Below are 20,705 nucleotides of genomic sequence, written 5' to 3'. Positions count from 1 at the left end.
ACGATGGCACTTACCCTGAGCAAACAACAATCCATCTCCCTGGAAAAAACCGCGGGCAGCACTTTGTCCAGCATCAGCCTGGGCCTGGGTTGGGATCCTGTGAAAGCGGGCTTTCTCGGCAAGTTGATGGGCAATGGCGGCGAAATCGATCTGGACGCTTCTTGCATCCTCCTCGACAGCGATCTGCAACCTGTTGATCTGGTCTGGTTCCGTCAACTCAAGTCCCAGGACGGGTCGATCAAGCACTCCGGCGACAACCGCACCGGTGACGGTAATGGTGACGATGAAACCATTCACGTTGACCTGCAGCGCCTTCCTGCGGCAGTCAAGCATCTGGTGTTCACGGTAAACAGCTTTACCGGGCAGACGTTCGAGAAAGTTGAAAATGCCTACTGCCGTATCGTGAATGCCGGCAATAAATCGGAGTTGGCGCGCTTCAACCTGTCCGAGCGTGGCGGCCACACCGGCATCGTGATGGCAAGCCTGACGCGTGAAAGCGGTGACTGGCAGTTCAAGGCCATCGGTAAAACCACCAATGGTCGCACCGCTGATGATCTGGTGACTCTGGCTGTTCAGGCATTGCGCTAATGCCGACTCTCGTACCTGGTGGAAATGCGCCGGTTGCCAGCGGCCAGCTACGCGTTGATATCAACTATTCGCCGATTACCGGGGCCGACATTGATGTCTCGGCCTTCGTTCTAGGCGCTTCGGGCAAAGTCCGCGGCGACGGCGATATGTGCTTCTACGGCCAAACCAGTGTGCTGGGTGGCGCCGTGCAGATGACTGAGTCGTCTGCCGGCCGCGCCGTGTTCACGCTGGATCTGAGCCGTCTGGAGCCTGCTGTCGAGAAAGTGGCGCTGACGGCCACGATTCATGAGAACAAGGCCAGCTTTGAGCGCGTCTCGCAGCTGTCGGTCGCGGTGTCGGGTGGGATTGAAGCTCAGTTGCCTACCGGTGGCATGAAGGAAACCGCGCTCATCCTCGGCGAGTTTTATCGCCGCCAGGGTGAGTGGAAGTTCCGTTGCGTGGCTCAAGGATTCGCCGGGGGCCTGGAGCCTTTGGCCAAGCACTTTGGCGTTGAAGTCGCAGCCCCGACGCCTGCCCCGGTTCAAGCCGCACCTCAACCAACTCCAGCTCCAGCTCCGCCGGCAGCACCAAAGTCGTCGATCAGCTTGAGCAAGGTCACCCTCGACAAGACACGCACATCGATCAGTCTCGAGAAGACCTCGGCCGGTTTCGGCGAGATCAAGGTGAACCTGAACTGGAACAAGGGTGGTTCTGGCGGTTTCTTCAGCCGTAGCAAATCCATCGACCTCGACGTGGGTTGCCTCTACGAGCTTCAGAACGGTGACAAGGGTGTGGTTCAAGCCTTGGGCAATTGCTTCGGCAGTCTGAAGCAGGAGCCGTACGTCCAGTTGATGGGTGATGACCGGACGGGCTCTGTTGCCGGTGGCGAGTGGCTGCACATTAACGGGACCCAGTGGAGTGAGGTCCGCCGCATTTTGATCTTCGCCTTCATCTACGAAGGGGCGCCGAACTGGAGAGAGACCGATGGTGTAGTGACCATCTACATCCCTGGCCAGCCGGACATTGAAGTACGCCTCAACGAGGAGGGCGGGCGTGACGGAATGTGTGCGATTGCCATGCTTGAAAATGTGAACGGCGCCGTGAAGGTCTCTCGACGGGTCGACTTCCACCGGGGTCATTCGGCGGTAGACAAGGCCTACGGTTGGGGCATGAGCTGGCGCGCCGGCTCGAAATAGGAATTTTGGCGGGATCCTTTGATCCCGCCTTTTGAGGGGAACTCAAATGCTGGCATGGCTTAAAGAAAACGCGGCTTTGGCACGCGACAAACTGACCACAGAGGTCGGGAAATTCAAGAACCAGAAGTTCATGGAAGCAATGACGGCTGCTTGCGCAGTGATCTCTGCAGCCGATGGCGATATCTCCTCTGCTGAAAAGCAAAAGATGAGCGGTTTCATCAGCAACTCGCCTGAATTGAAAGTCTTCAACATGGCCGATGTGATCAAGTCCTTCAGCGCCCATTGCGAGAAGTTCGAGTTCGACTTTCAGATCGGTCAAGCGGAAGCGTTGAAGGTTATCGGCAAGATCAAAAGCGACCCGGGTGCTGCACGTCTATTGGTTCGAGTTGGATGCTCCATTGGCGCGTCGGATGGCAATTTCGACGAAAAAGAAAAGGCGGCCTGCCGCTTGATCTGTGCCGAGCTGGGCCTGAATCCAGCTGATTTCGACCTTTAAGGAGCTGTACTTTGGAAACGAACATCGGATTTCCTCCGTTGACCATGGCGGTTTTTGTAGGGCTTGCGGTTGGCGCCCTTCTGCTCGACATGGTCACTCACCGTGGCGACAAACCCATTTCGCTGGTTAAAGCCTCGATTTGGTCGATCTTCTGGATCGCCATATCGTTGGCATTCGCAGGTTTCCTGTACGTACAGCACGGTCCTGAAGTCGCAAGCCTCTTCGTGACGGGCTACGCGCTGGAGAAAGTCCTGAGCGTGGACAACCTCTTTGTCTTCATGGCGATCTTCGCTTGGTTCAAAGTGCCGGATGGCCTGCGTCACCGTGTTCTGTACTGGGGCATCATCGGCGCTATCGTTTTCCGCGGCGTGTTCGTTGCTATCGGCACCGGCCTCTTGGCGTTCGGTCCGTGGGTCGAGATTGTTTTCGCGGTAATCGTTGCATGGACTGCCGTCATGATGCTGCGTGCCGGCGGTGATGGCGATGAGGAAGAAGACTACTCCAAGCACATGGCTTATCGCTTCGCACAGAAGCTGTTTCCGGTGTGGCCAAAGCTGCACGGGCACAACTTCTTCGTGACTCGCAAGACCCTCCAGGTAGAACTCCAGAAGCCTGAAAACAAAGGCATGACACTGGCTGCAAAAGGGACTTTTTTTGCTACTCCACTGTTCCTTTGTCTGGTGGTTGCTGAAGTATCTGATGTGCTGTTCGCATTTGACTCCGTTCCGGCGGTCATCGCGGTCAGTCGTGAACCGCTGATTGTCTATTCGGCAATGCTGTTCGCCATTCTGGGCTTGCGGACCATGTACTTCGTCCTCGAAGCGCTGAAACGCTATCTGGTCCATCTGGAGAAATCGGTCATCGCGCTGCTGTTCTTCATCGCAGTCAAGCTCGGCTTGAATGCGACCGACCACATGTTCCACCACGGTTACACCATTGACGCTAACACCAGCCTGCTGATCGTTATGGTCGTCCTGGCTATTGGCGTTGTGGCGAGCCTGGTCTACCCGGGAAAAGAAGAAACTCAACCCGAAAGCAACTGAGTTAAAGCACCCACCCCAAGGAGAAATACCCAATGGCACTGACTCTTCAAAAAGGCGGCAACCTGTCCCTCTCGAAAACCGATCCGAACCTGACCAAGATCCTGGTCGGTCTGGGCTGGGACCCACGCGCCACTGACGGCGCTGAGTTTGACCTGGACGCCAGCGCTCTGTTGCTGGGTGCGAACGGCAAAGTGCGTAGCGAAGCCGATTTCGTTTTCTACAACCAACTGAAGAGCGTGGACGGCTCCGTTGAACACGCTGGCGACAACCGTACCGGTGCCGGCGATGGTGACGACGAAGTGGTCAAGGTTGACTTGAGCCGCGTTCCGGCCGACGTCGACAAAATCGTATTCATCGTCACCATCCACGATGCAGACGGCCGCAAGCAGAACTTTGGCCAGGTTGGCGGCTCGTTCATTCGCGTCGTCAATGAAGTGTCCGGTGCCGAAGTCGTTCGCTACGACCTGGCCGAGGATGCCTCGACCCAAACCGCAATGGTTTTCGCAGAACTGTACCGCAGCAATGGCGAATGGAAATTCCGCGCCATTGGTGAAGGCTACGCTGGCGGCCTGAAAGCCCTGGCGAACAACTACGGCATGAACTTCTAAACAACCCCCCGAAAAAAGGAATCTTGCAATGGCTGTAAGTCTGTCTAAAGGCGGTAACGTCTCGCTGTCGAAAGAGGCCCCGGGCCTGACCGAAGTCATCGTTGGCCTGGGCTGGGATGCGCGCGTTACCGATGGCGCTAAATTCGACCTCGACGCTTCGATCTTCATCGTCGGCGAGAACGGCAAAGTTATCGACGACAATAGCTTCATCTTCTACAACAACAAAAAGTCTTCCGACGGTTCGGTTGAGCACTTGGGTGACAACCAATCGGGCGAAGGCGAAGGCGATGATGAACAAGCCACCGTCAAATTGAATGGTCTGGCTGCCGCAGTGAAGAAACTCGTTTTCGCTGTGACCATCCACGATTCGGTTGAACGCAAGCAGAGCTTCGGCCAGGTTGCTAACGCTTACATCCGTGTACTGAACAAGGCTGACGGTAAAGAGCTGGCTCGCTACGACCTGAGCGAAGACGCTTCTACCGAAACGGCCATGATCTTCGGTGAGCTCTATCGCGCTGGCGAAGAGTTCAAGTTCAAGGCCATCGGTCAAGGTTTCGCCGGCGGTCTGAAGCCTTTGGCTGAAGCTCACGGCGTGAGCATCGCCTAACCCGAAAGGGTTGAGAAAGCCCCCTGCATTTGCCGGGGGCTTTTTCTTGCCTGCAGAGTTTCCACAGAGTCTGGCGATGCGCGGGCAATCAAAAGTGTCACTGGAGCAAAACAAGGAAGAAGGGAAAATCGATGATGTCTCGCCTCAACATTGCCTCAGGCCTTTTTGCCTTGGTGCTCGCGCTGTGTTCCACGCAATCGCTGGCCACGAGTTTCGATTGTGCAAAGGCGGGAAGCTTTGCAGAAAAAACCATCTGCACGGATTCCGCACTCAGCGTTCTGGATGAGCAGCTGAACGCTGAATATATTCGCGCTCTGGACGCCGCTCAGAATCAGAGCCAGGTTCGTCAGGAGCAACGTGAATGGTTGCGTCTGCGCGACAACTGCACGACAAGAAGTTGCTTATCGACTTCGATGTCGGACCGGGTCAAGGTCCTTGCCGGCCCGGTGTCACAGCAAGCTCAATCGACGGCCGATTTCGACATCAAGCGCATCGAGCAATCGGTAGCGGCGCGCGCACCTGCTGCAGCAACGCAAGTGCCCTCAGTGACCAAGCCCGTGCCGACAACTAAAAGCGCGAAAGACGACCATCAAGCGGTTCTAAATCTGAAAATCGCTCTGTTCGTGATGGCCGTCCTGCTGCTGGTCTGTATTTGGTTGCACCACAGAGGTTCGATGACGATCTACCAGGACTACACCGATGCGCTTTGGACAAGCCTGACCCCAATCCTTGCGATCGGCATCTACTTCCTCTTTAGCGCCTGGCTGGAGATCCCCCGAAACTATTCCGTCATTGCGGCGTGCCTGGTCGGCGCACTGATGTCGCTGCAGGTGATCGTTCAAACGTATCGTAGCAATGGCATTTCTCTGTTTTTCCTGCTTTCGCTATTCGCCAAAGTTGCACTGCTGACTTTCTACTTCTTGATGATGGCTCTTCTTTTGTGCGGTGGTGCGCGTAACAAACGAGAAGCTCGCCGACAGCGCGGCTGGGCCGTGGTCGCGACGACGGTCTTCGTGTTTTTGTCCGGCTGGATGTGCAGGAACAGGCAGTTCTCATCGATCGACGACTATATCGCCGGCCGAACCTGATCCGTAAGCGTTACCCGGCCGGGTGCAGGACCCGGCCGTCCAGGAAACAGAATCAAGGAACGATCATGGGATTTCGATTCAGCAAGCGGATAACGATCGTGCCGGGTGTTCGCCTCAATATCAGCGGCTCGGGAGTGAGCACGTCGGTGGGGCCTCGCGGCCTGAGCATGACGATGGGTCGCAACGGGACCTTTCTGAACGCCGGCTTGCCGGGTACCGGCCTGTCTTACCGTGAACGGATCGACCGGCCAGGTCGCGCGAGCAGCTCGCCGCCCCGTCCGCCAGGGAGTGAGTACTCCGGGCAGGTGAAGGTCAACGTCAGCGACGATGGGTCACTGATGATGACCGACATGGACGATAACGAACTGTCACCGGCAATCATCAAGCGCCTGAAGTCCGAGAGGGCGGATTCGATTCAGGCATTACTGGAAAAGGCCGCGGACAAAATCAACCGTGAACTTGATGACTGTCTCGGGGTACATCTGACGACGCCGCACCCGGGTTCTTTGCCTGTGATTCCTGCCCCGTTTGCAATCGAGGAGCCGCAAAGACCCTCCCGCCAGACCCCGGGTCTGATGGACAGGATGCTTCTGCGCAGTGCAAAGATGGAGCGAGAGGCAGAAGCCGCCGAGGCGCAGTACTGTCAGGACCTGACCGCCTGGCAGGACACTCGGCATGCCCACGAGCTCGAACGCTCAGAGATCGAAAAGGCCTTTCGCCTTGCTGCGAAGGGCTTCAGTGCGCAGATGGAAAAGGCGCTGGACTATGTGCTGAGCGGCATTGCCTGGCCCAAAGAAACCCAGGTTGCCTACCAATTCTCCCAGGATCTAACGGGCATCGCGCTTGACGTTGATTTGCCTGATGAGGGGGATGTGCCTCGCAGAACTGCGCAAGCGCGAGGCAATGGCAAGCTGTCATTCAAGAACCGAACGGATGCCCAGGTACGCAGGGACTTCGTCGCGCTGTGCCATGGCTCTCTGTTTCGGGTAGTGGGTGAGGTGTTTTCGCTTTTGCCTGGCATCCAGAAGGTATTGGTTTCCGGCTATATCCAGCGCAGCAATACGGCCAACGGGGTGATCGAGGATCAGTACGTGATTTCGGCACTGATCACGCGGTCGCAGTGGGACGCTCTGGACTTCAATCGGCTTGATGCCATCGATCCGGCATCGACACTCCATGCTTGCGGGGCACGGGTGAAGCTCGACCGTTCTGTGCGTTTTGCGCAGGTGACCCCGTTGGATATTTCCGTTCTGGACTGAGTGGCAAGCGCGCGGCGAGCGGTTTCAAAGGCTCTGACTTGCGTTTTTTCGCGCGTTTTGAGTGGTGCGCCACTCGCGGTGATGGCAATATGCTACGCCTCGTTGTGTGCACCGGATCATCCAGGGACTGATGTTTGAATTTCTGACAAGGAACAGTTGGATGCTAGTCGCACTTGTTGTTTTGAACGCGCTCTATTTGATCTGCAGCCTCCTGTTCAACGCCGAACTTTTGAACATGGCGGGGGCCGATATTCCACTCAAAAAACTCGAAGTCCTTGAGACCTATAGCCAGGTTCTGGCCGCCACCAGTATGTGTCTGCTTGTGTGGCGGATCTGCTATCGCCGCTATCAAGGCAAGGGCAGGGTGCTCTGGTTCTGGCTTGCTGCTTCGACCGTGCTCGTTACGCCCGTCACCTGGTGGTTCCAGGGCGCCGCCCCGGACTGGATAGCCGAGAAATTTCCGGGTTCGCTGCGGGTCAGCAGTCTCTACGCCTACGTCACTAAAAAGGGACTGCTCTACGACTCGCTGACCATTCCGCAAATCCCCTACAAGGCCTACAAGGACCAGGGTGAAGGCAAAGCCTTCATTGCCAATCTTGGGGTTCTGATGAGTGTTCAAGGTTCGTACGTCGAGCGCATCGACAAGAACTTCCAGGGTTTCTCTGCGGCAGTTTTTCGCGGCTATACGGCCCGAAATGGCGATGCGCTCTACGAGCGTCTTCAAGAAACCGTTGTGCCTTCCATCGACGACATCATCAGAACCTACGCAAAGCTCGAAGGCTTTCGTGCGGCGGGAATTCCAGGAAACGAATGGAAGCCCATCCCGTGGCCAAGTGCTGGGGCGGACCTGGGTTACCAACCCGGCATTGACGAGTACGCCCGATCAATCAATCCGGGCGTCAGAAGCCGGGACGCGCTCGCCAACACGACTGAAGTCCGCCATATGGCAAAGAGCGCCCTTGGTCCTCTTTACGTGCGAGGTATGAACTTGCTTGCCACCCGTGAGCAGTTCCAGGGCTACCTGCCAGGTATTGCCGACAACATGGCGTTCGACGTTGCGCATACCGATATTCACGGTGCGGAAGGCCTGAATGTGCTGAAGAACATGTGGTTTATCCCTTTCTCACTCATGAGCGGATTGTTCTTCGGAGCCATCAGTCTTGTGGTCCTGATCATTTCGGGCATTGAAGCCCTGAGGCGGCTGCCGGGCCGAATTCGCTTCGTGCGACCGCTCGCCATTGCTTCGATCGTTTTAGTCCCCCTGGTAGTCGGCAACGGGATTGTTGACAGCTCAGGCTACAGGGACGCGTTCAGAAGTCTGGGTAAGCAACCCCTCTTGCTGGCGTCGGTTTTCAGCTGGGCCATGTCCTCGGAAGCAATGCTTTACAACCTCACAAAGCCTCTGCTCAAGGCAGAGTGAATTCACACAAAGGGAGAGTCACCGTGCGGAAAAAGTTTATCGTCTCAATGCTGGCAGTCGCCATCGCAGCCAGCTCGGGCTGCGCTCAGTTGGGCATCAACAAGCAACAGGCCGGTACTGCTGTAGGTGTCGTCGCTGGTGCGGTCGTCGGCTCCTTCATTGGTAAAGGCAATGGCAAGATCGTTGCTGTCCTGCTGGCCAGTACGATCGGCGGTTTCATCGGCAACAAAATTGGCGCAATGCTCGATGATAAGGACAAGCAGGCACTAGCCCTGCGCACTCAGGAAGCCCTGAGTCTGCCGGCAAATGATTCCGCCCAACCGGTGTCCTGGACTTCCGCGCACTCGGGTGCAAGTGCACAGATCGTTCAAGGCAAAGAGTACACCCAGACCAAAACGGTTGAAGTGAAGCGGGCTCCGAAGATCGAGGCGGTTCCGTCGATGAAGCTCATCAACGAGCAGTATCTGACCAAGAGCAGTTCCAACGTTCGTGCGGCGCCAAACAAAAACGCCGACAAAGTGGGTGGTCTGCAAGCGGGTACCGAATTCACGGCCGTTGGGTCAACCGGTGACTGGATTCTGGTCGGCCGCAAGGGTGTGACTGTTGGGTACATCAACCGCTCACTGGTTACTCCAAAATCCGAAGCGGTCGCCAAGAATGTGAAGCCGGCGGCCAACCTCGACGAAATGAACGTGGCCGCTGATAAAGAAACCAAGGCCTTCGACCTGGATGCGATCCCGACTCTGCCATCCCAGCAAGTTGCAGCAGAAACGTCCTGCCGGCCGGTGACCGTGAGCCTGAAAGCGGCAGACGGTAATACCGAGCAGGAACAAAACACGTTCTGCAAACAAGCCAACGGCACCTGGGAACTCATCTAAGGATCTCCATGAAAAACCGCGCACTCGCGCTCGCTGTAGTGAGTGCTTGCGGCCTCGCGCCACAAGCATTTGCACACGAGCTTGCCTATTCGAAAACAGAACAGATCCACGTCGTTGTCGAGGGTGAAGCAACCACCTGGTGCAAGCCAGAAGTGGCCATCACCATGCAGCGGCCAACCTGGGGTGACCAGAAGCCATTGAATGGTCTTTTGAGTAAGTTGCCCTTCATCCTCGGGCAGGAATGTCCGACCGCGAAAGTCACCTGGAAGGCTGTCGACGCCAAGGGGGCTGTTTACGCGACTGGCGCAGGCAATGCGACGAACCTGGGCATTGCCACGCTGACTGCACCGCCTGCACCTGCACCTGTTGCGGCCGCGGTGGCACCAGCCCCTGCACCTGCACCTGTTGCGGCCGCGGTGGCACCAGCACCCGCAACTCAAGTTGCGGCTGTTGCGCCAGCGCCAGCTCCAGCAGCAGAAGTTCCAGTAGCTCCCGTAGCTGTGGCCGACGCCCCGGTAGTCCCGGCTCCGGCACCGGCAACACCTGTTGCACCAGCACCAGCACCTACGGCGGTCGCCCCGGTAGTTCCAGCGACAGCACCCGCGGAATCTGTCGCCGTCGCCCCGGTAGCACCGGCCCCCGTCGTTTCCGCGGCTGTAGCGGCCGCACCGGTAGCACAAACACTCGCTCCAGCCGTACCAGCCGCACCTCAGGCGGCTATTGCTGCGGTACCGAGCGCTGACTTCGGCCGTTCATTGGTTCTGGCTAACAAGAACCTTGTCGGAATCGCTGACGGTAGCGGCTGCAAATGGCTGATCAGCAAGTCGGCGATCGATGAGAGTGATCCGAGCCTTGCCTTCGCCTCGACGCCAGCAATGCCTTGTGGCGCCTCTGGTTATGCTGAAGGTGCGTTCGATAAATTACGCTGGTCGATTCCGAACACCTATCGCGGTGATACGTGGTCCCGGACTTATGTCCATCCGAGCGGCCTGATGTTCAATCAAGCCATCAGCTCGGCGGTGAAAGGCAAGGCACTGTCCTACCTGAGCAACAACGCCGACCAGGCCCTCTTCCAGCTCGGCGAAATTCCGGCCCGCGGCATGAAGGTCTATCTGGCATTCCAGCGCTCGACCTATAACGTTCTGTCGCCGTTCGGGAGTGACCCGTACTACGTCGCAATCACGGCAGACGAAAGCTTTGCCCTTGATCCGGCGGAGTACAAGCGGGCGGTGCTTGAGCTGTATCAACTGGTGAAGGCAACCTCGCCGTCGACGGTTGATCTGTCGAACCTCTACATTGCGAAAACACTGGAAACCCTGTATCCGGAGTCCGGCTACTCCTCCGATGACAAGGACAAGATTGTCCGCAACCGCATGGGTGAAAACCGTGGCGCGTTCTACTTTGACGCCCGTGAAGGCACCAACTATGCCCTGCATCGTGAAGAGGTCCGGGTACGAGAGGCTCGCCGTCAGCAACAGCAGATGGCAGAACTGCATAATCGCGTACTGGCCCGTTATGAGCAGCTCAAAGCCGGTATGAAAGAGTTCGAAGGCCGTGAAGCTGAAGCCCTGGCCCAGATGGCTGGCATCAAGGTCACTTTCTCCTCGCCGATGGCAATGCTCGACCCGTCATCATCCAAGTCGGTTTCGCCGATGATGATTCACGTCACTGGTAAGCGTGGCGATTTCTACGAGATCGACTTCCCGCGTAAAGGACGAGTCCAGGCCGATGTCGAACTGGAAAACCAGTGGTATGTCATCCCCGCGGCCAACATGACGCCGTACCTTGCGCTCGAAGACGGCCGCTCAATCCCGACCTTTCGTGTGTATGCCGCCGGCGTCCCCGAGGCCTGCAAGCAAGATCACTGCGCAGACAGGGTGTCCTTCGGCGCGGTCCTGGCCAAGGAGTTTCCGAACGCCGGAATCGACTTCAGTTGGACGCCACAAGTCTCCGAGCAGTACGTGACTGCCTGGCAGCAAGCATCCGCCCAAATTCAGTAAGGCCTCGCCATTATGAAATCGATGAACAAGAAGCACATTCTCATCGCCGCTGCGGCCGCGGGTATTGCGATCCTCGTTGGGGGCTCGATGCTATCCAGCGCAGGGAAGAAGGAAACGTTGAGCTATTACGACGAACTGAAGGAGCAGTTTTACCTTGAGGGCGTTCTGAACGAGGGGGATGTGTCCTATTCCTTCTGGTCTGGCAATCTCACTGTGGAGTCGCCCGAAGTTCGTTTGGTGGCCGCACAAACCAACGGCGCCGAAAAATTCCTGAAGGGCATGATGGGGTTGCTGGGAGGGAAGGACGCGGGGGCTACCGAAACCGGTTTGGCAGCCTGGTCGCGGTACTTGCTGGCTTCCACCACCGGAGGCGGTGATGCCGGCGGTGTTTATCTCAAGGCCGACGCCCTCAAGGTCAGTCGCTCCGGTGACAACAAGGACGGTGAAATCCACGTCCAATTGTTGGGCCTGGACATGAGCAATCCCTATATCTCGCACAAAGGCGCTGATGTCGTTCTGGTGTCGGAAGTCAGCGATGAAATCCAGCCGCGGGCGGACGTCGATCAATATGGTCGGGTCGTTAATTCGAACTACTCGTGGGGCAGCAACATAGTCTCCCGCCTGCCATTCACGGGTGCGTTTATCAGTGGCGCAACCGGCGAGATCGGGGTGAAGGTCGACCTGGATTTCACCCTCAAGCGGTCTGACGATGGTGAAGGTTCGATGAAGTTCGTGGTTGTTCATCGCAACGACGGCAGCGAGGTTGGCCGGATCGTGCGCGAGGCTCAGTTCGCTTCAATCCCGCCGCTGGATGATGTTCAGGAACAGCTCAAGGGCGCCTTCAGTGGCTTCATCATGGGGGCTTACAGCACCTCCATGGGCCAAGCGGTTTTTGCCGATGCAGCGGGCAACTTTGCCCGAAAATCCAAGGTGGCCAGCTACTCGTTGACCTACAAAGGATTCGAGCCACTGAAGGACGGGTTCGACGAATACAAGACCGCCACCAAACGCCAGGAATTTGCTGGCTACTGTGCGGAAACCGGCCTTTCAAATTTCCAGAACGACTTCGGTGCCAAGGGCAAAGAGCACAGCGACTCGGAATGTGCGATCGCAGAGAAGCTCGTCACTGATGACAAGTTCGAAGAGAGCTACACGTTCAAGGAAGACAAATCGCTGTTTGCCGGCTTGTTTGTCAGCAAAAGCTACACGCTTGAGACGAACTGACCGACTCGACCTGAACCCTGGAGCTCGGCCCGCCGTGCTCCTCGGTCTACCTCATTTATCCCGGCAAGCCAAAGAACAGGACATTTCATGATCACTATTTCCAAATGGGCGATGACGGCTCTTTGCGCGACGCTCCTGGTGGGCTGCGGCTCCAGCAAGGACAAAGCTGAGGAACTCGTCAAAGTCATGGACCTGGATACCCAATACAAGATGGTTATCCAGGTGGCCACGGCTGGCTACTCATCCAAGTACCGTGAACTGTCTTCGGCTCAGATCAAGACTGTCATCGAAGACAATATCCCCAAAGAACTGCTGAACGACACACTCGTTGAGGTGTACGCGGACCATTTCGACGCCGATGAACTCGAGCTGATGATCGAAGCGAACAAGCATCCCGAGAAGGCAATGGCGGTGATCCTCGGTTCCAAGGGCGGGATGGATCTCGCTAAAAAATCAATGGAAGTTCAGAGCGAGTTGCAGCGCGATATGGCGAAGGCCTTCGAGGACCGCGATGAGGATATCGTGGACGAACTGGACGATTTGCAGAAAGAAGCCCGCGGCTGAGCATGCCGCTGCAGGTAGCAAAAAGCCCGGCCAATGCCGGGCTTTTTCGTGACTGGACAATGCCGGTGTTTACGGCCGTGTCACACACTACGCCGTTTCAGACGGCGCCTTACGACAATGATCAAAAGCAGAAGTACTAATGTGGTCACACCGAAGAATATCGTGTTGAACCAGGGGAAAGGCTGGTCACGGCTCGTCGTTGCCTCGATGTTCGTAATATTTGGGAATACCGACAAAATCTGAATGCGCCAACCGTAATAGCGGATGAGTGCCAATTGCTGCGCATCACGGGAGTAACCCTGAGCCTTCGCCTGTACGTCGGCCGAGTCAAACTTGAAATACCAGGGAAAACTCCAACCGGTGTCTTCGTTGCGATAGACCGTTACTTTCTTCGAGTCAGGGTCCTCGGTGTTGATGAAATACACGTCCCTGGTAGGGCCATCGGCTGGGTTTTCTGCATTGATCACCCCGTCATGGTCGACCCGTTTGACTTCAACACCTGTGACCAGCACCACCTCGTGTTGAGGCAGCACATAGTAAAGTCCCAATGCGCCAGCACCGGCCACCAGGAAGATCGCACCCAGAATCAACCCCTTGAACCACTTCATGTCGACGCTCCATTTTAGATCGTCGGAATTCTGCCCCAATTCCGTCGATTGATGGCGAATTTTAGTCTCGACGTTGAACGGGTCTGAAGATGTTGGAAGCGCGGGACGTTCTGGTTCAAACAGGTATATGGTCGCGATATGAGCGGCAATGGAAAACATGCAGACACAAAAAAACCGGTCGTATAGGCCGGTTTGTTTGGGTTTCAGCTGCTCGCCGGTTTAGGCGGGAACATGCCGGAACAAGAAAGTGGAGCGGGTGAAGGGAATCGAACCTTTATTCGGGCCATCCCAGATAGGTGTGTAGGTGTGTAGGTGTGTAGGTGCAGTACGGCGAGCGGTACCCCATGAGTTAGCTGGGTTTCAAGCGTTGTCTACATGAAGAAATTGCTCGCCTTCAATACGCACCTAGGTGCGTATTGGAATGACACAACTAACCGATTGCACAGCGGTTGTCTGGGGGGGAACGTAGTCCTTCAAAAATTGGCAGTGATAAACTCGATTCTGGGTAGTACTCGTCAATTCCTACGACTGCCAATATCGATGCACCGTCGACTTCGCCAGGCCAAGCTTCTCCACCACCTCCGCTTGGCTCAATCCTGCAGCCTGCAACTCCCTGACAGCCTCCGCATTTTTCATGTCCCTAGGCCGGCCACAAAGACGCAGGAGCAATTCTTTGCCAACAAGGTGATGCGTATAAAAGCTCCAGTTCTCCTTCTGCTTGGAATGCGCCCAGCTATCCCGCGCCCGAACGAACGTGAGCGCATCTATAACCCTAAGCCACGACGCCAAACCCTGGGTCATCAGCCTTTTTCGATTCCATTATGCAAAGCCTAGCGAGCCCCATAATCTCGGATGCGTAGGAGACCGTTGGGTTTTGATTAGATTCTTGGCTGCTGTTTGCAACCCGGTTTGCTCACCTAGCCAAACATAGTCGCAGCAATGCTTGGCCAGGTTCGTTTTATTCCTCCAAACAGACCAGCTCAAAAATATTCTGAAATAGGCTAAAGGTTTTTCGAAATCGATCCGTTTAGACATTCATGAGCCAACTTCCTCGAGAATGCTATGAGCGGTAATAAACGTTTGAAATCCAGCATCACCTTTAAGTCATCTGAAACTTTCATGTTCCTAGGAACGGATGAGGATTTTCGTACGACTGTCAAACTCACAGCGTCACGGATCGTGCGGTTACGACTCCACGATTTTAATGCCAGCTTCACATATATTCAGGCCTATAACATGGGGTTGGGTTTGATCTCGGCAATCATCAACTCGAATGGCCATGATGAAAGTGAATCGGGAATTTCAAAACATAAAAAAAATCTAGAGTTTTGGAGCACTCTAATACAGCGCAATGAGCCGTTTAGATCAACAGAACAATCTGACCTTCTCCAGATTTTTAAAAGAGGAAGAGAGTTTCTCATGGTCGGAACTCTATTAGATCCTGAACCTATGGTTGAATTTGAAGACGGTGAGGAGCCCTATTACGATCTGCAAATAGAGCTAGAAGGGCAGTACATTTACTTAAGTTTTGGCTGGGTTCGTTGGATTTTCACTACCAGTGAAGCCGAGTGGTTAGCAGAACAGCTATTAACTGCGGTATTTCTGGCAACAAAGCCGGCGAGGGGCATTCCCTTGCTGGCCGAGTATGGTTATAGCCTTCGAAACGTTATTGCTCTGCTTGACCCACAAGGCGGTCGCCGTGCACCAGCTGCCGTCGCAACAAAAGGCTCGCGCAAGCCACGCAACGTTAAAGTCTATAAACACCCGAATTCCGGCGAAGTGATCGAAACCAAAGGCGGCAACCATCGCCAGCTCAAAGAATGGAAATCAGAGTTCGGTGCTGACGTTGTTGAGTCGTGGCGCACTCAGTAAGATCTGTTTGAGTACAAATAAAGGGCCCTGCGAGGGCCCTTTTTCGTGAGGATATGGAATGCTCGAGTTTCTAAGGGATAAATTTGAACGCAGGCTTTTCATCGGGGCCTGGGTTGCGTTTGCTTCCCTGCTGACAGTGAAGATCAAATTTGATGTTCCGGAGGCAATGAAGGACTGGCCGAGATTGGTCTCCACACTTCAGTCGATGGCCGCGATGTCAGTGTCGATCAGGTCATCGAGCAGTTGACTTGTTCCGGGCTGGTGCGCTTGGCAAACTTGAAACGCGTGAGCTGCTCGATCTCTGCCGTGGAATCGGTGTCCGGATGCTCGTGGAGTGAGTGTCCGGATAAGCTTGGAATCACTGTCCGGATTGTTTGTGGAATGGGTGTCTGAATGAGCTCGGAATCCGCCTCATGCCGACATGAGGACGCTGATCCTGTGTGCTGGCATGAGCTCTTGGAGATGGCGGAGAACAACTCACCACTGCCGACATTTGTCCTCGCTCAAAAAAAAAATTAGGTGCTATTGAAATGCCACCATTGGCATGTTTCAATGATTTTTTTAACTAAAGGTCATGCAGTAGCGGACTCATTATCATTTTTCTACTACTGGGCCGTGCCGCTACATCGCGGCGCTTGCGTTTTGGCAAATGCGTTAGTGGTTTTCATTTGACCGTGTATATCGTAGTGCATTCCATATCCGATTCAAGCTAGTGGCATGCTCAAGTTCTATTGAGATCGCTTCAAAAAAACACTGAACACGGTGTGAAATTTCATAGGGAGTAGTAAATGAAAGGTAAGATTCTCGAGTTTGACTCAACGACCCGTAGTGGTGTCATCTCAGGTGATGATGGTAACCGTTACACATTTTCCGTCGAACAGTGGAAAAGCACAATTCTACCTAAAGCGGGTAGCCGCGTGGATTTCTCCGCTAATGACGGAGCGGCTGAGGCGATCTATCTTGAGAGTGCGTCGCTGACCGGAAACTCTAAAAAGATACCCGCTCTGTTGCTCGCATTTTTTCTCGGCGCATTTGGAGCCCACAAGTTTTATCTGGGTTACACCTCGCAAGCAATGATCATGCTGCTAGTCTTTCTGTTTGGATGGATTTTGCTAGGTATTCCTTCCTTCATTATCGGGATCATAGCATTTGTTGAGTTTATTATTTATCTGACTAAATCCGAAGAGGATTTTGAGCAAACTTATGTCGTCGGAAAAAAAGGCTGGTTCTAATCCGTGAAATAACATTTGCATGAAAATTCTAACTCATGGAATAAGCTTAGATCGCATAACGAGCACCCGCCCTGGCGGGTGTTCTTTTTCAGACTTTTTGTATTCCGGCAATCATAGATTAGAGATCCACTGAGTCAAACACAAGTCGGCCCTTTAGAATTATCTCGCTCTGGATATAGCCAGATCTTCGGCTCTGACCATTTTGAAATGGCTCAAATGTCAAGGAACAGTCTAACGAGCTGAGAAATAGTCAAGGAAACGCCGTAATTCTCTGCCATATGGAGGTTCTGATGTGTAATGCATGGAATCATCCACAACGCCGTACTTGCGGGGTCTACATATCTCTTGGCTAATTTTTTAAACTTGAGATGTTCTTTTAGCAAGTGTTATGCGGTCATCAGGATTAAGCCAGACACTTATTTAAATATCATGGCAAGACTCGATAAAAGAAAACGCAAGACACAATGACAAGGTAAGCATGTACTTGGGTAACTACTTCGTCGACGGAGGTGTCTCCTCCAGCATTTTTCCCCTCATGTGGGATTGACGAAGCCGCCAAGGCTTTAAACGCATGCTCATGTCAGATCATTGGCAAATCAACGAAAGGGAAAGGTATGAACTTGAGAAAGACGATGCTGGCCGTTGCGGTCACCATGGCGTCGAGTGGTTTCGCAAAGGCGGAAACGGTTGTTTTGAATAACAGCCCATTCAATCTGGACTCGCTTTACCCCGAACAGTTGACCTTCACAGGTACTCAAGTCGGTAACTTGGATCCGGCGATCATCAACAGTGTCGAAGTCCACGGTAACCTGACCAACAAGGCTACTGTTTCTGCAACCGGCAACGGTTCAATAGCATTCCTGGTTCGTGACTCCCAGATCGGTAATTCAGATCCGTCTTCTTCTGAAGACTTTAAGCGTGACATCGTCAACGAAGGCAACGTCTCTGCAAACGGGGTTGAATCGTCCGGCTTTACCATTGAAAACAACGTCGATCAAAACTATACCGCTAGTTCGTTCATCAACCAGGCTGCTGGCAAAATCACTGCGATTGGTGAAGGCTCTACTGGCCTGCACCTATCTGGCGCATTGCTCACTGGTGAGCTGATCAACGATGGCCTCATTAGCGGTGGCGGTGTAGGTATCGATCTGGACTCCAACCCAGCCGGAACATATCAATCTACCCTTCGCGGCATTGACAACGCTGGCACAATCGAAGGCACAGGCGCTACCTCCACCGGCCTGCTGGTCGATGGTGTGACCTTCTACGAAAGCATGCGCGGCCTAGTGAATACCGGCACGATCAAAGGCGGAGCCATCGGCATCGATTTCGATCAGTTCGCGATGGAAGTGGATCCGACCAACTACGATCCAAACGCTGGCTACGACAAAACCCACTTTCAGATCCTCGCAGAAAAGGGCGAAATCTCTGGCGGCCAGTACGCGATCAAAGGTGCTGATCAGCGTGTTGACTTGATCTGGGGCAACAATGAAGGCCGGGGTACTTCGACCATTCGCGGCAACTTGGACGGTCTGGCACTGACCAACGTTGTTGGCCCGGCCCAGTTCTTCGGTACCAACATCCAGAGCCAGGAAGTACGCATCAATTCCGGCGCTACCCTGACGCTGAACGACGCTCACACCACCATCGACGGTGACCTAAACGTCTTGCAAGGCGGCGCCCTGGGTCTGCCACTGAGTGCAGAAACCCTGGCCAGCACTCCAGTTCTGAACGTGACCGGTGCGGCGAACCTGGCAAGCGGCTCCAGCGTTGTCATCAACGCAAAAGGATCGGACTTCGCCAAAGGCGGCGTCAACTACGACCTGATCAAAGCTGGCACCCTGAACGTTGGTTCCGATGTACAGATCAAGAGCAGCTCGGCGCTGTTGTCGGTCAGCAACGTGGTGGCTGCTGATGGCAAGCTGAACGTCAAAGTGGCCACTGTTGGCGATGACGAAGTCGGTGAAGTGATCGGTGATGGCGGTGGTAATGCCAACACTCAAGCAGCGACCAAGTCGTTCATGTCGGTAGCGTCCGTACTGGGCAACACCAATCCGAATGACCCTGTGCTCAAAGCACTGATCTTAGCCGGCAATGACAAGGCAGCCATCGCTGACCTCGCCAAAAAGCTTAGCCCTGAAGTCAACGGCGGCGCTTCTTCGGCAGCATTCTCGAGCCAGGCTATGGTCAGCTCGGCCATCAGCACTCGCAATGCTGAACTGCGTAAAGGTCAGTCCTCGGGTGACGTACTCAAAGGCACCGGTGCCTGGTTCCAGATCCTGAACAACAACGCAAACCAGGACGTACGTTCCGGCGTTGAAGGTTACGACGCTGACTCCAACGGGTTTGCTATCGGTGCTGATCGCAAGCTGAACGAAAACACCACTATGGGTCTGGCGTACAGCTACGTTAAAACTGACGTGAGCTCGGATGGCGGCAACAAGACCGACGTGGAAAACCACAACCTGACTGCTTACGGCAGCTGGTCTGAAGGCAACTACTTCGTCGACGGCGACCTGTCGTACGGCAAGGGCAATAACGACTCCAAGCGCTACATCGCCGGCACCACTGCAAAGGGTGACTACGACAGCGACATGATCGGCGTTGGCCTGACTGCTGGTTACGGCTTCCTGTTCGACAGCGGTATCCTGGTTGAACCTCGCGTCACTGCACGCTACAGCAACCTGTCCATCGACGGCTTCACGGAAAAAGGTTCTTCGGCGGCTCTGACCTCCGGCGACCAGCGCCTGGAAGTGGGTGAAATCGGTGCCGGTGTTCGTGTAGCAGGTGCTTTCGACGTGGCACGCGGTACGCTGGAACCTGAAGTCAGACTGATGGCCTACCACGACGTGATTGGCGACAAGTCGAGCACCACTTCGGCCTTCGTCCTAGGCGGCAACACCTTCGTATCCAACGGTGCGTCTCCGGCTCGCGACAGCTACCAGGTTGGTGTTGGTGCAAACTACAAGCTGGGCGAGGTGACCATTGGTGCTGGCTATGACCGTCTGATGAAGACTGGCTTCGATGCTGACACCTTCACTGCAAAAGTGCGTTACGACTTCTGATCCAATCGGATTTAGTTAGGACTCAGCCCGCTCCTTTGCGGGCTGAGTTTTGTTTAGGGAGGCAGTTTGTGACCAAATATTTGATGTCGTTAGCCCTTGCGGTGATGACACTGAGTGGCTGCGCTAACCATCAGGAAGAACTGTCCAAGTGGTCGAATGCCCATAGTGCCTCAGCTTCTATGGTTCAAACGTCTGGCTTTACGCTGCAAACCGTGACACCGCTTAACCTTCAGGTGAACAAGACCCTGACCATTTTTATTGAAGGTGACGGTAGAGCCTGGGCGACCAGTTCTCAGCCGAGCCTTGATCCAACCCCTCTAGTGTTCAGCACCATGGCTCTGGCAATGAATGCCAGCCATCCAGGTGTCTACCTGGCAAGACCTTGCCAGTTTGTGATGAGTGCCGGCTGTGAGAAGTCGGTATGGACGGATGCTCGGTTTAGCCGGGCAGTTATTGACGATACAGAGTCTGCTGTCGATGCGTTGAAGAAGCGCTACGGCGCAGAGCGTATCGAGCTGATCGGTTATTCCGGAGGGGCTGCTGTTGCCATGCTGGTTGCCGGCGAGCGCGATGATGTATCGCAAATCCAGACCGTCTCTGGCAATACCAATCCAAAAGCCTGGGTGTCGTTCAATCAGTTGTCCGCGCTTAAGGGATCACTTGATCCACTGGTCTACCATCAAAAGCTCGCGCTGATCCCACAGCGCCACTTCGTAGGCACCGATGACTCGATCATTCCAAAGTCGTTGACTGAAGATTTCGTTAAAAAAATCTCAGCACGCTGCGCTGAAATTGTCGTGCTTCCCGGAGATCATGCGTCGGTGATTGCCAATCTAACGGGTGATGCCCTGAACCATCCTATTCGCTGTGGGACACTGTAAACCGAGGACTTTCAAGACGTGCTTAGCAAAAAAAGCGGCTCCCCAATTTGCCGGGAGCCGTCCAAGCTGGTTTGAACCAGAATACGAGAAGGAGGGT

General features: G+C 54.7%; 19 protein-coding genes. 17 read left to right on the top strand and 2 right to left on the bottom strand.

All coding sequences use genetic code 11. The annotated features are described in order from the left end of the window. The first annotated feature begins 3 nt into the window (after window positions 1–3). From ACA079_RS25065 to ACA079_RS25005, 13 genes are all read left to right on the top strand, one after another. Window positions 4–588 carry a TerD family protein gene (locus ACA079_RS25065; protein ID WP_497701320.1) on the top strand — a complete coding sequence of 195 codons (585 nt, stop codon included), beginning with the start codon at window positions 4–6 and terminating at the stop codon, window positions 586–588. Continuing rightward, the gene (locus ACA079_RS25060) at window positions 588–1,763 is read left to right on the top strand and encodes a TerD family protein (RefSeq protein WP_497701319.1); all 1,176 of its coding nucleotides are present in this window, start codon (window positions 588–590) and stop codon (window positions 1,761–1,763) included. The genes ACA079_RS25065 and ACA079_RS25060 overlap by 1 nt, the downstream gene beginning before the upstream one ends. Before the next feature lie 46 nt (window positions 1,764–1,809). Then, the gene (locus ACA079_RS25055; protein ID WP_415759483.1) at window positions 1,810–2,259 is read left to right on the top strand and encodes a tellurite resistance TerB family protein; all 450 of its coding nucleotides are present in this window, start codon (window positions 1,810–1,812) and stop codon (window positions 2,257–2,259) included. 44 nt (window positions 2,260–2,303) lie between these two features. Continuing rightward, window positions 2,304–3,302: a TerC/Alx family metal homeostasis membrane protein gene (locus ACA079_RS25050; protein WP_497704377.1), complete on the top strand. Its 999-nt coding sequence runs from the start codon at window positions 2,304–2,306 to the stop codon at window positions 3,300–3,302. Between the two features lie 32 nt (window positions 3,303–3,334). After that, the gene (locus ACA079_RS25045) at window positions 3,335–3,910 is read left to right on the top strand and encodes a TerD family protein (protein ID WP_415759484.1); all 576 of its coding nucleotides are present in this window, start codon (window positions 3,335–3,337) and stop codon (window positions 3,908–3,910) included. Between the two features lie 28 nt (window positions 3,911–3,938). Continuing rightward, window positions 3,939–4,517 (top strand): TerD family protein, encoded by a 579-nt coding sequence (locus tag ACA079_RS25040; RefSeq protein WP_497701318.1) that lies wholly within the window; start codon window positions 3,939–3,941, stop codon window positions 4,515–4,517. A gap of 134 nt (window positions 4,518–4,651) precedes the next feature. Continuing rightward, entirely contained in the window at window positions 4,652–5,605 is a 954-nt protein-coding gene (locus ACA079_RS25035; protein ID WP_497701317.1) for a lysozyme inhibitor LprI family protein, read from the top strand. A 65-nt stretch (window positions 5,606–5,670) separates the two neighbouring features. Further along, a complete protein-coding gene (locus tag ACA079_RS25030; RefSeq protein WP_497701316.1) occupies window positions 5,671–6,864 on the top strand; it encodes a DUF4236 domain-containing protein in 1,194 nt (397 codons plus the stop codon). A gap of 160 nt (window positions 6,865–7,024) precedes the next feature. Further along, the gene (locus ACA079_RS25025) at window positions 7,025–8,284 is read left to right on the top strand and encodes a hypothetical protein (RefSeq protein ID WP_497701315.1); all 1,260 of its coding nucleotides are present in this window, start codon (window positions 7,025–7,027) and stop codon (window positions 8,282–8,284) included. A gap of 23 nt (window positions 8,285–8,307) precedes the next feature. Then, a complete protein-coding gene (locus ACA079_RS25020; RefSeq protein ID WP_497704376.1) occupies window positions 8,308–9,162 on the top strand; it encodes an SH3 domain-containing protein in 855 nt (284 codons plus the stop codon). Between the two features lie 8 nt (window positions 9,163–9,170). After that, entirely contained in the window at window positions 9,171–11,162 is a 1,992-nt protein-coding gene (locus ACA079_RS25015; protein WP_497701314.1) for a hypothetical protein, read from the top strand. A gap of 12 nt (window positions 11,163–11,174) precedes the next feature. Next, entirely contained in the window at window positions 11,175–12,386 is a 1,212-nt protein-coding gene (locus ACA079_RS25010) for a hypothetical protein (RefSeq protein WP_497701313.1), read from the top strand. Window positions 12,387–12,473: 87 nt separating this feature from the next. After that, on the top strand, window positions 12,474–12,950 hold the full coding sequence (locus ACA079_RS25005) for a DUF2059 domain-containing protein (RefSeq protein ID WP_497701312.1): 477 nt from the start codon (window positions 12,474–12,476) through the stop codon (window positions 12,948–12,950). An 80-nt stretch (window positions 12,951–13,030) separates the two neighbouring features. Here ACA079_RS25005 and ACA079_RS25000 read toward each other — a convergent pair whose 3' ends face one another. After that, window positions 13,031–13,558 (bottom strand): DUF1523 family protein, encoded by a 528-nt coding sequence (locus ACA079_RS25000; protein WP_497704375.1) that lies wholly within the window; start codon window positions 13,556–13,558, stop codon window positions 13,031–13,033. Window positions 13,559–14,080: 522 nt separating this feature from the next. After that, on the bottom strand, window positions 14,081–14,194 hold the full coding sequence (locus tag ACA079_RS24995; protein ID WP_497704374.1) for a helix-turn-helix domain-containing protein: 114 nt from the start codon (window positions 14,192–14,194) through the stop codon (window positions 14,081–14,083). 909 nt (window positions 14,195–15,103) lie between these two features. On the opposite strand from ACA079_RS24995, the gene ACA079_RS24990 reads away from it, so the two are divergent. The 4 genes from ACA079_RS24990 (at window position 15,104) to ACA079_RS24975 (ending at window position 20,608) form a co-directional block, all read left to right on the top strand. Then, window positions 15,104–15,430 carry a histone-like nucleoid-structuring protein, MvaT/MvaU family gene (locus tag ACA079_RS24990; protein WP_497704373.1) on the top strand — a complete coding sequence of 109 codons (327 nt, stop codon included), beginning with the start codon at window positions 15,104–15,106 and terminating at the stop codon, window positions 15,428–15,430. 788 nt (window positions 15,431–16,218) lie between these two features. Continuing rightward, window positions 16,219–16,662, top strand: coding sequence for a TM2 domain-containing protein (locus ACA079_RS24985; protein ID WP_497701311.1), 444 nt, complete (start codon window positions 16,219–16,221; stop codon window positions 16,660–16,662). Between the two features lie 614 nt (window positions 16,663–17,276). Next, a complete protein-coding gene (locus ACA079_RS24980) occupies window positions 17,277–19,727 on the top strand; it encodes an autotransporter family protein (protein ID WP_497701310.1) in 2,451 nt (816 codons plus the stop codon). A gap of 68 nt (window positions 19,728–19,795) precedes the next feature. After that, the gene (locus ACA079_RS24975; RefSeq protein WP_497701309.1) at window positions 19,796–20,608 is read left to right on the top strand and encodes an alpha/beta hydrolase family protein; all 813 of its coding nucleotides are present in this window, start codon (window positions 19,796–19,798) and stop codon (window positions 20,606–20,608) included. The last annotated feature ends 97 nt before the right edge of the window (window positions 20,609–20,705 follow it).

Source organism: Pseudomonas sp. LBUM1645 (assembly GCF_059716185.1).
This window is presented reverse-complemented; position numbering and strand designations above follow the sequence as displayed.

Excerpts from the sequence above, each read along its gene's own strand:
- ACA079_RS24995 (WP_497704374.1), bottom strand. The coding sequence starts at position 14,194 with ATGAAAAATGCGGAGGCTGTCAGGGAGTTGCAGGCTGCAGGATTGAGC.
- ACA079_RS25025 (WP_497701315.1), top strand. The coding sequence starts at position 7,025 with ATGCTAGTCGCACTTGTTGTTTTGAACGCGCTCTATTTGATCTGCAGC.
- ACA079_RS25015 (WP_497701314.1), top strand. The coding sequence starts at position 9,171 with ATGAAAAACCGCGCACTCGCGCTCGCTGTAGTGAGTGCTTGCGGCCTC.
- ACA079_RS25050 (WP_497704377.1), top strand. The coding sequence starts at position 2,304 with ATGGCGGTTTTTGTAGGGCTTGCGGTTGGCGCCCTTCTGCTCGACATG.
- ACA079_RS24980 (WP_497701310.1), top strand. The coding sequence starts at position 17,277 with ATGAACTTGAGAAAGACGATGCTGGCCGTTGCGGTCACCATGGCGTCG.
- ACA079_RS25060 (WP_497701319.1), top strand. The coding sequence starts at position 588 with ATGCCGACTCTCGTACCTGGTGGAAATGCGCCGGTTGCCAGCGGCCAG.
- ACA079_RS25065 (WP_497701320.1), top strand. The coding sequence starts at position 4 with ATGGCACTTACCCTGAGCAAACAACAATCCATCTCCCTGGAAAAAACC.
- ACA079_RS25055 (WP_415759483.1), top strand. The coding sequence starts at position 1,810 with ATGCTGGCATGGCTTAAAGAAAACGCGGCTTTGGCACGCGACAAACTG.
- ACA079_RS25005 (WP_497701312.1), top strand. The coding sequence starts at position 12,474 with ATGATCACTATTTCCAAATGGGCGATGACGGCTCTTTGCGCGACGCTC.
- ACA079_RS25000 (WP_497704375.1), bottom strand. The coding sequence starts at position 13,558 with ATGAAGTGGTTCAAGGGGTTGATTCTGGGTGCGATCTTCCTGGTGGCC.
- ACA079_RS25045 (WP_415759484.1), top strand. The coding sequence starts at position 3,335 with ATGGCACTGACTCTTCAAAAAGGCGGCAACCTGTCCCTCTCGAAAACC.
- ACA079_RS25035 (WP_497701317.1), top strand. The coding sequence starts at position 4,652 with ATGTCTCGCCTCAACATTGCCTCAGGCCTTTTTGCCTTGGTGCTCGCG.
- ACA079_RS25040 (WP_497701318.1), top strand. The coding sequence starts at position 3,939 with ATGGCTGTAAGTCTGTCTAAAGGCGGTAACGTCTCGCTGTCGAAAGAG.
- ACA079_RS25030 (WP_497701316.1), top strand. The coding sequence starts at position 5,671 with ATGGGATTTCGATTCAGCAAGCGGATAACGATCGTGCCGGGTGTTCGC.
- ACA079_RS25010 (WP_497701313.1), top strand. The coding sequence starts at position 11,175 with ATGAAATCGATGAACAAGAAGCACATTCTCATCGCCGCTGCGGCCGCG.
- ACA079_RS24985 (WP_497701311.1), top strand. The coding sequence starts at position 16,219 with ATGAAAGGTAAGATTCTCGAGTTTGACTCAACGACCCGTAGTGGTGTC.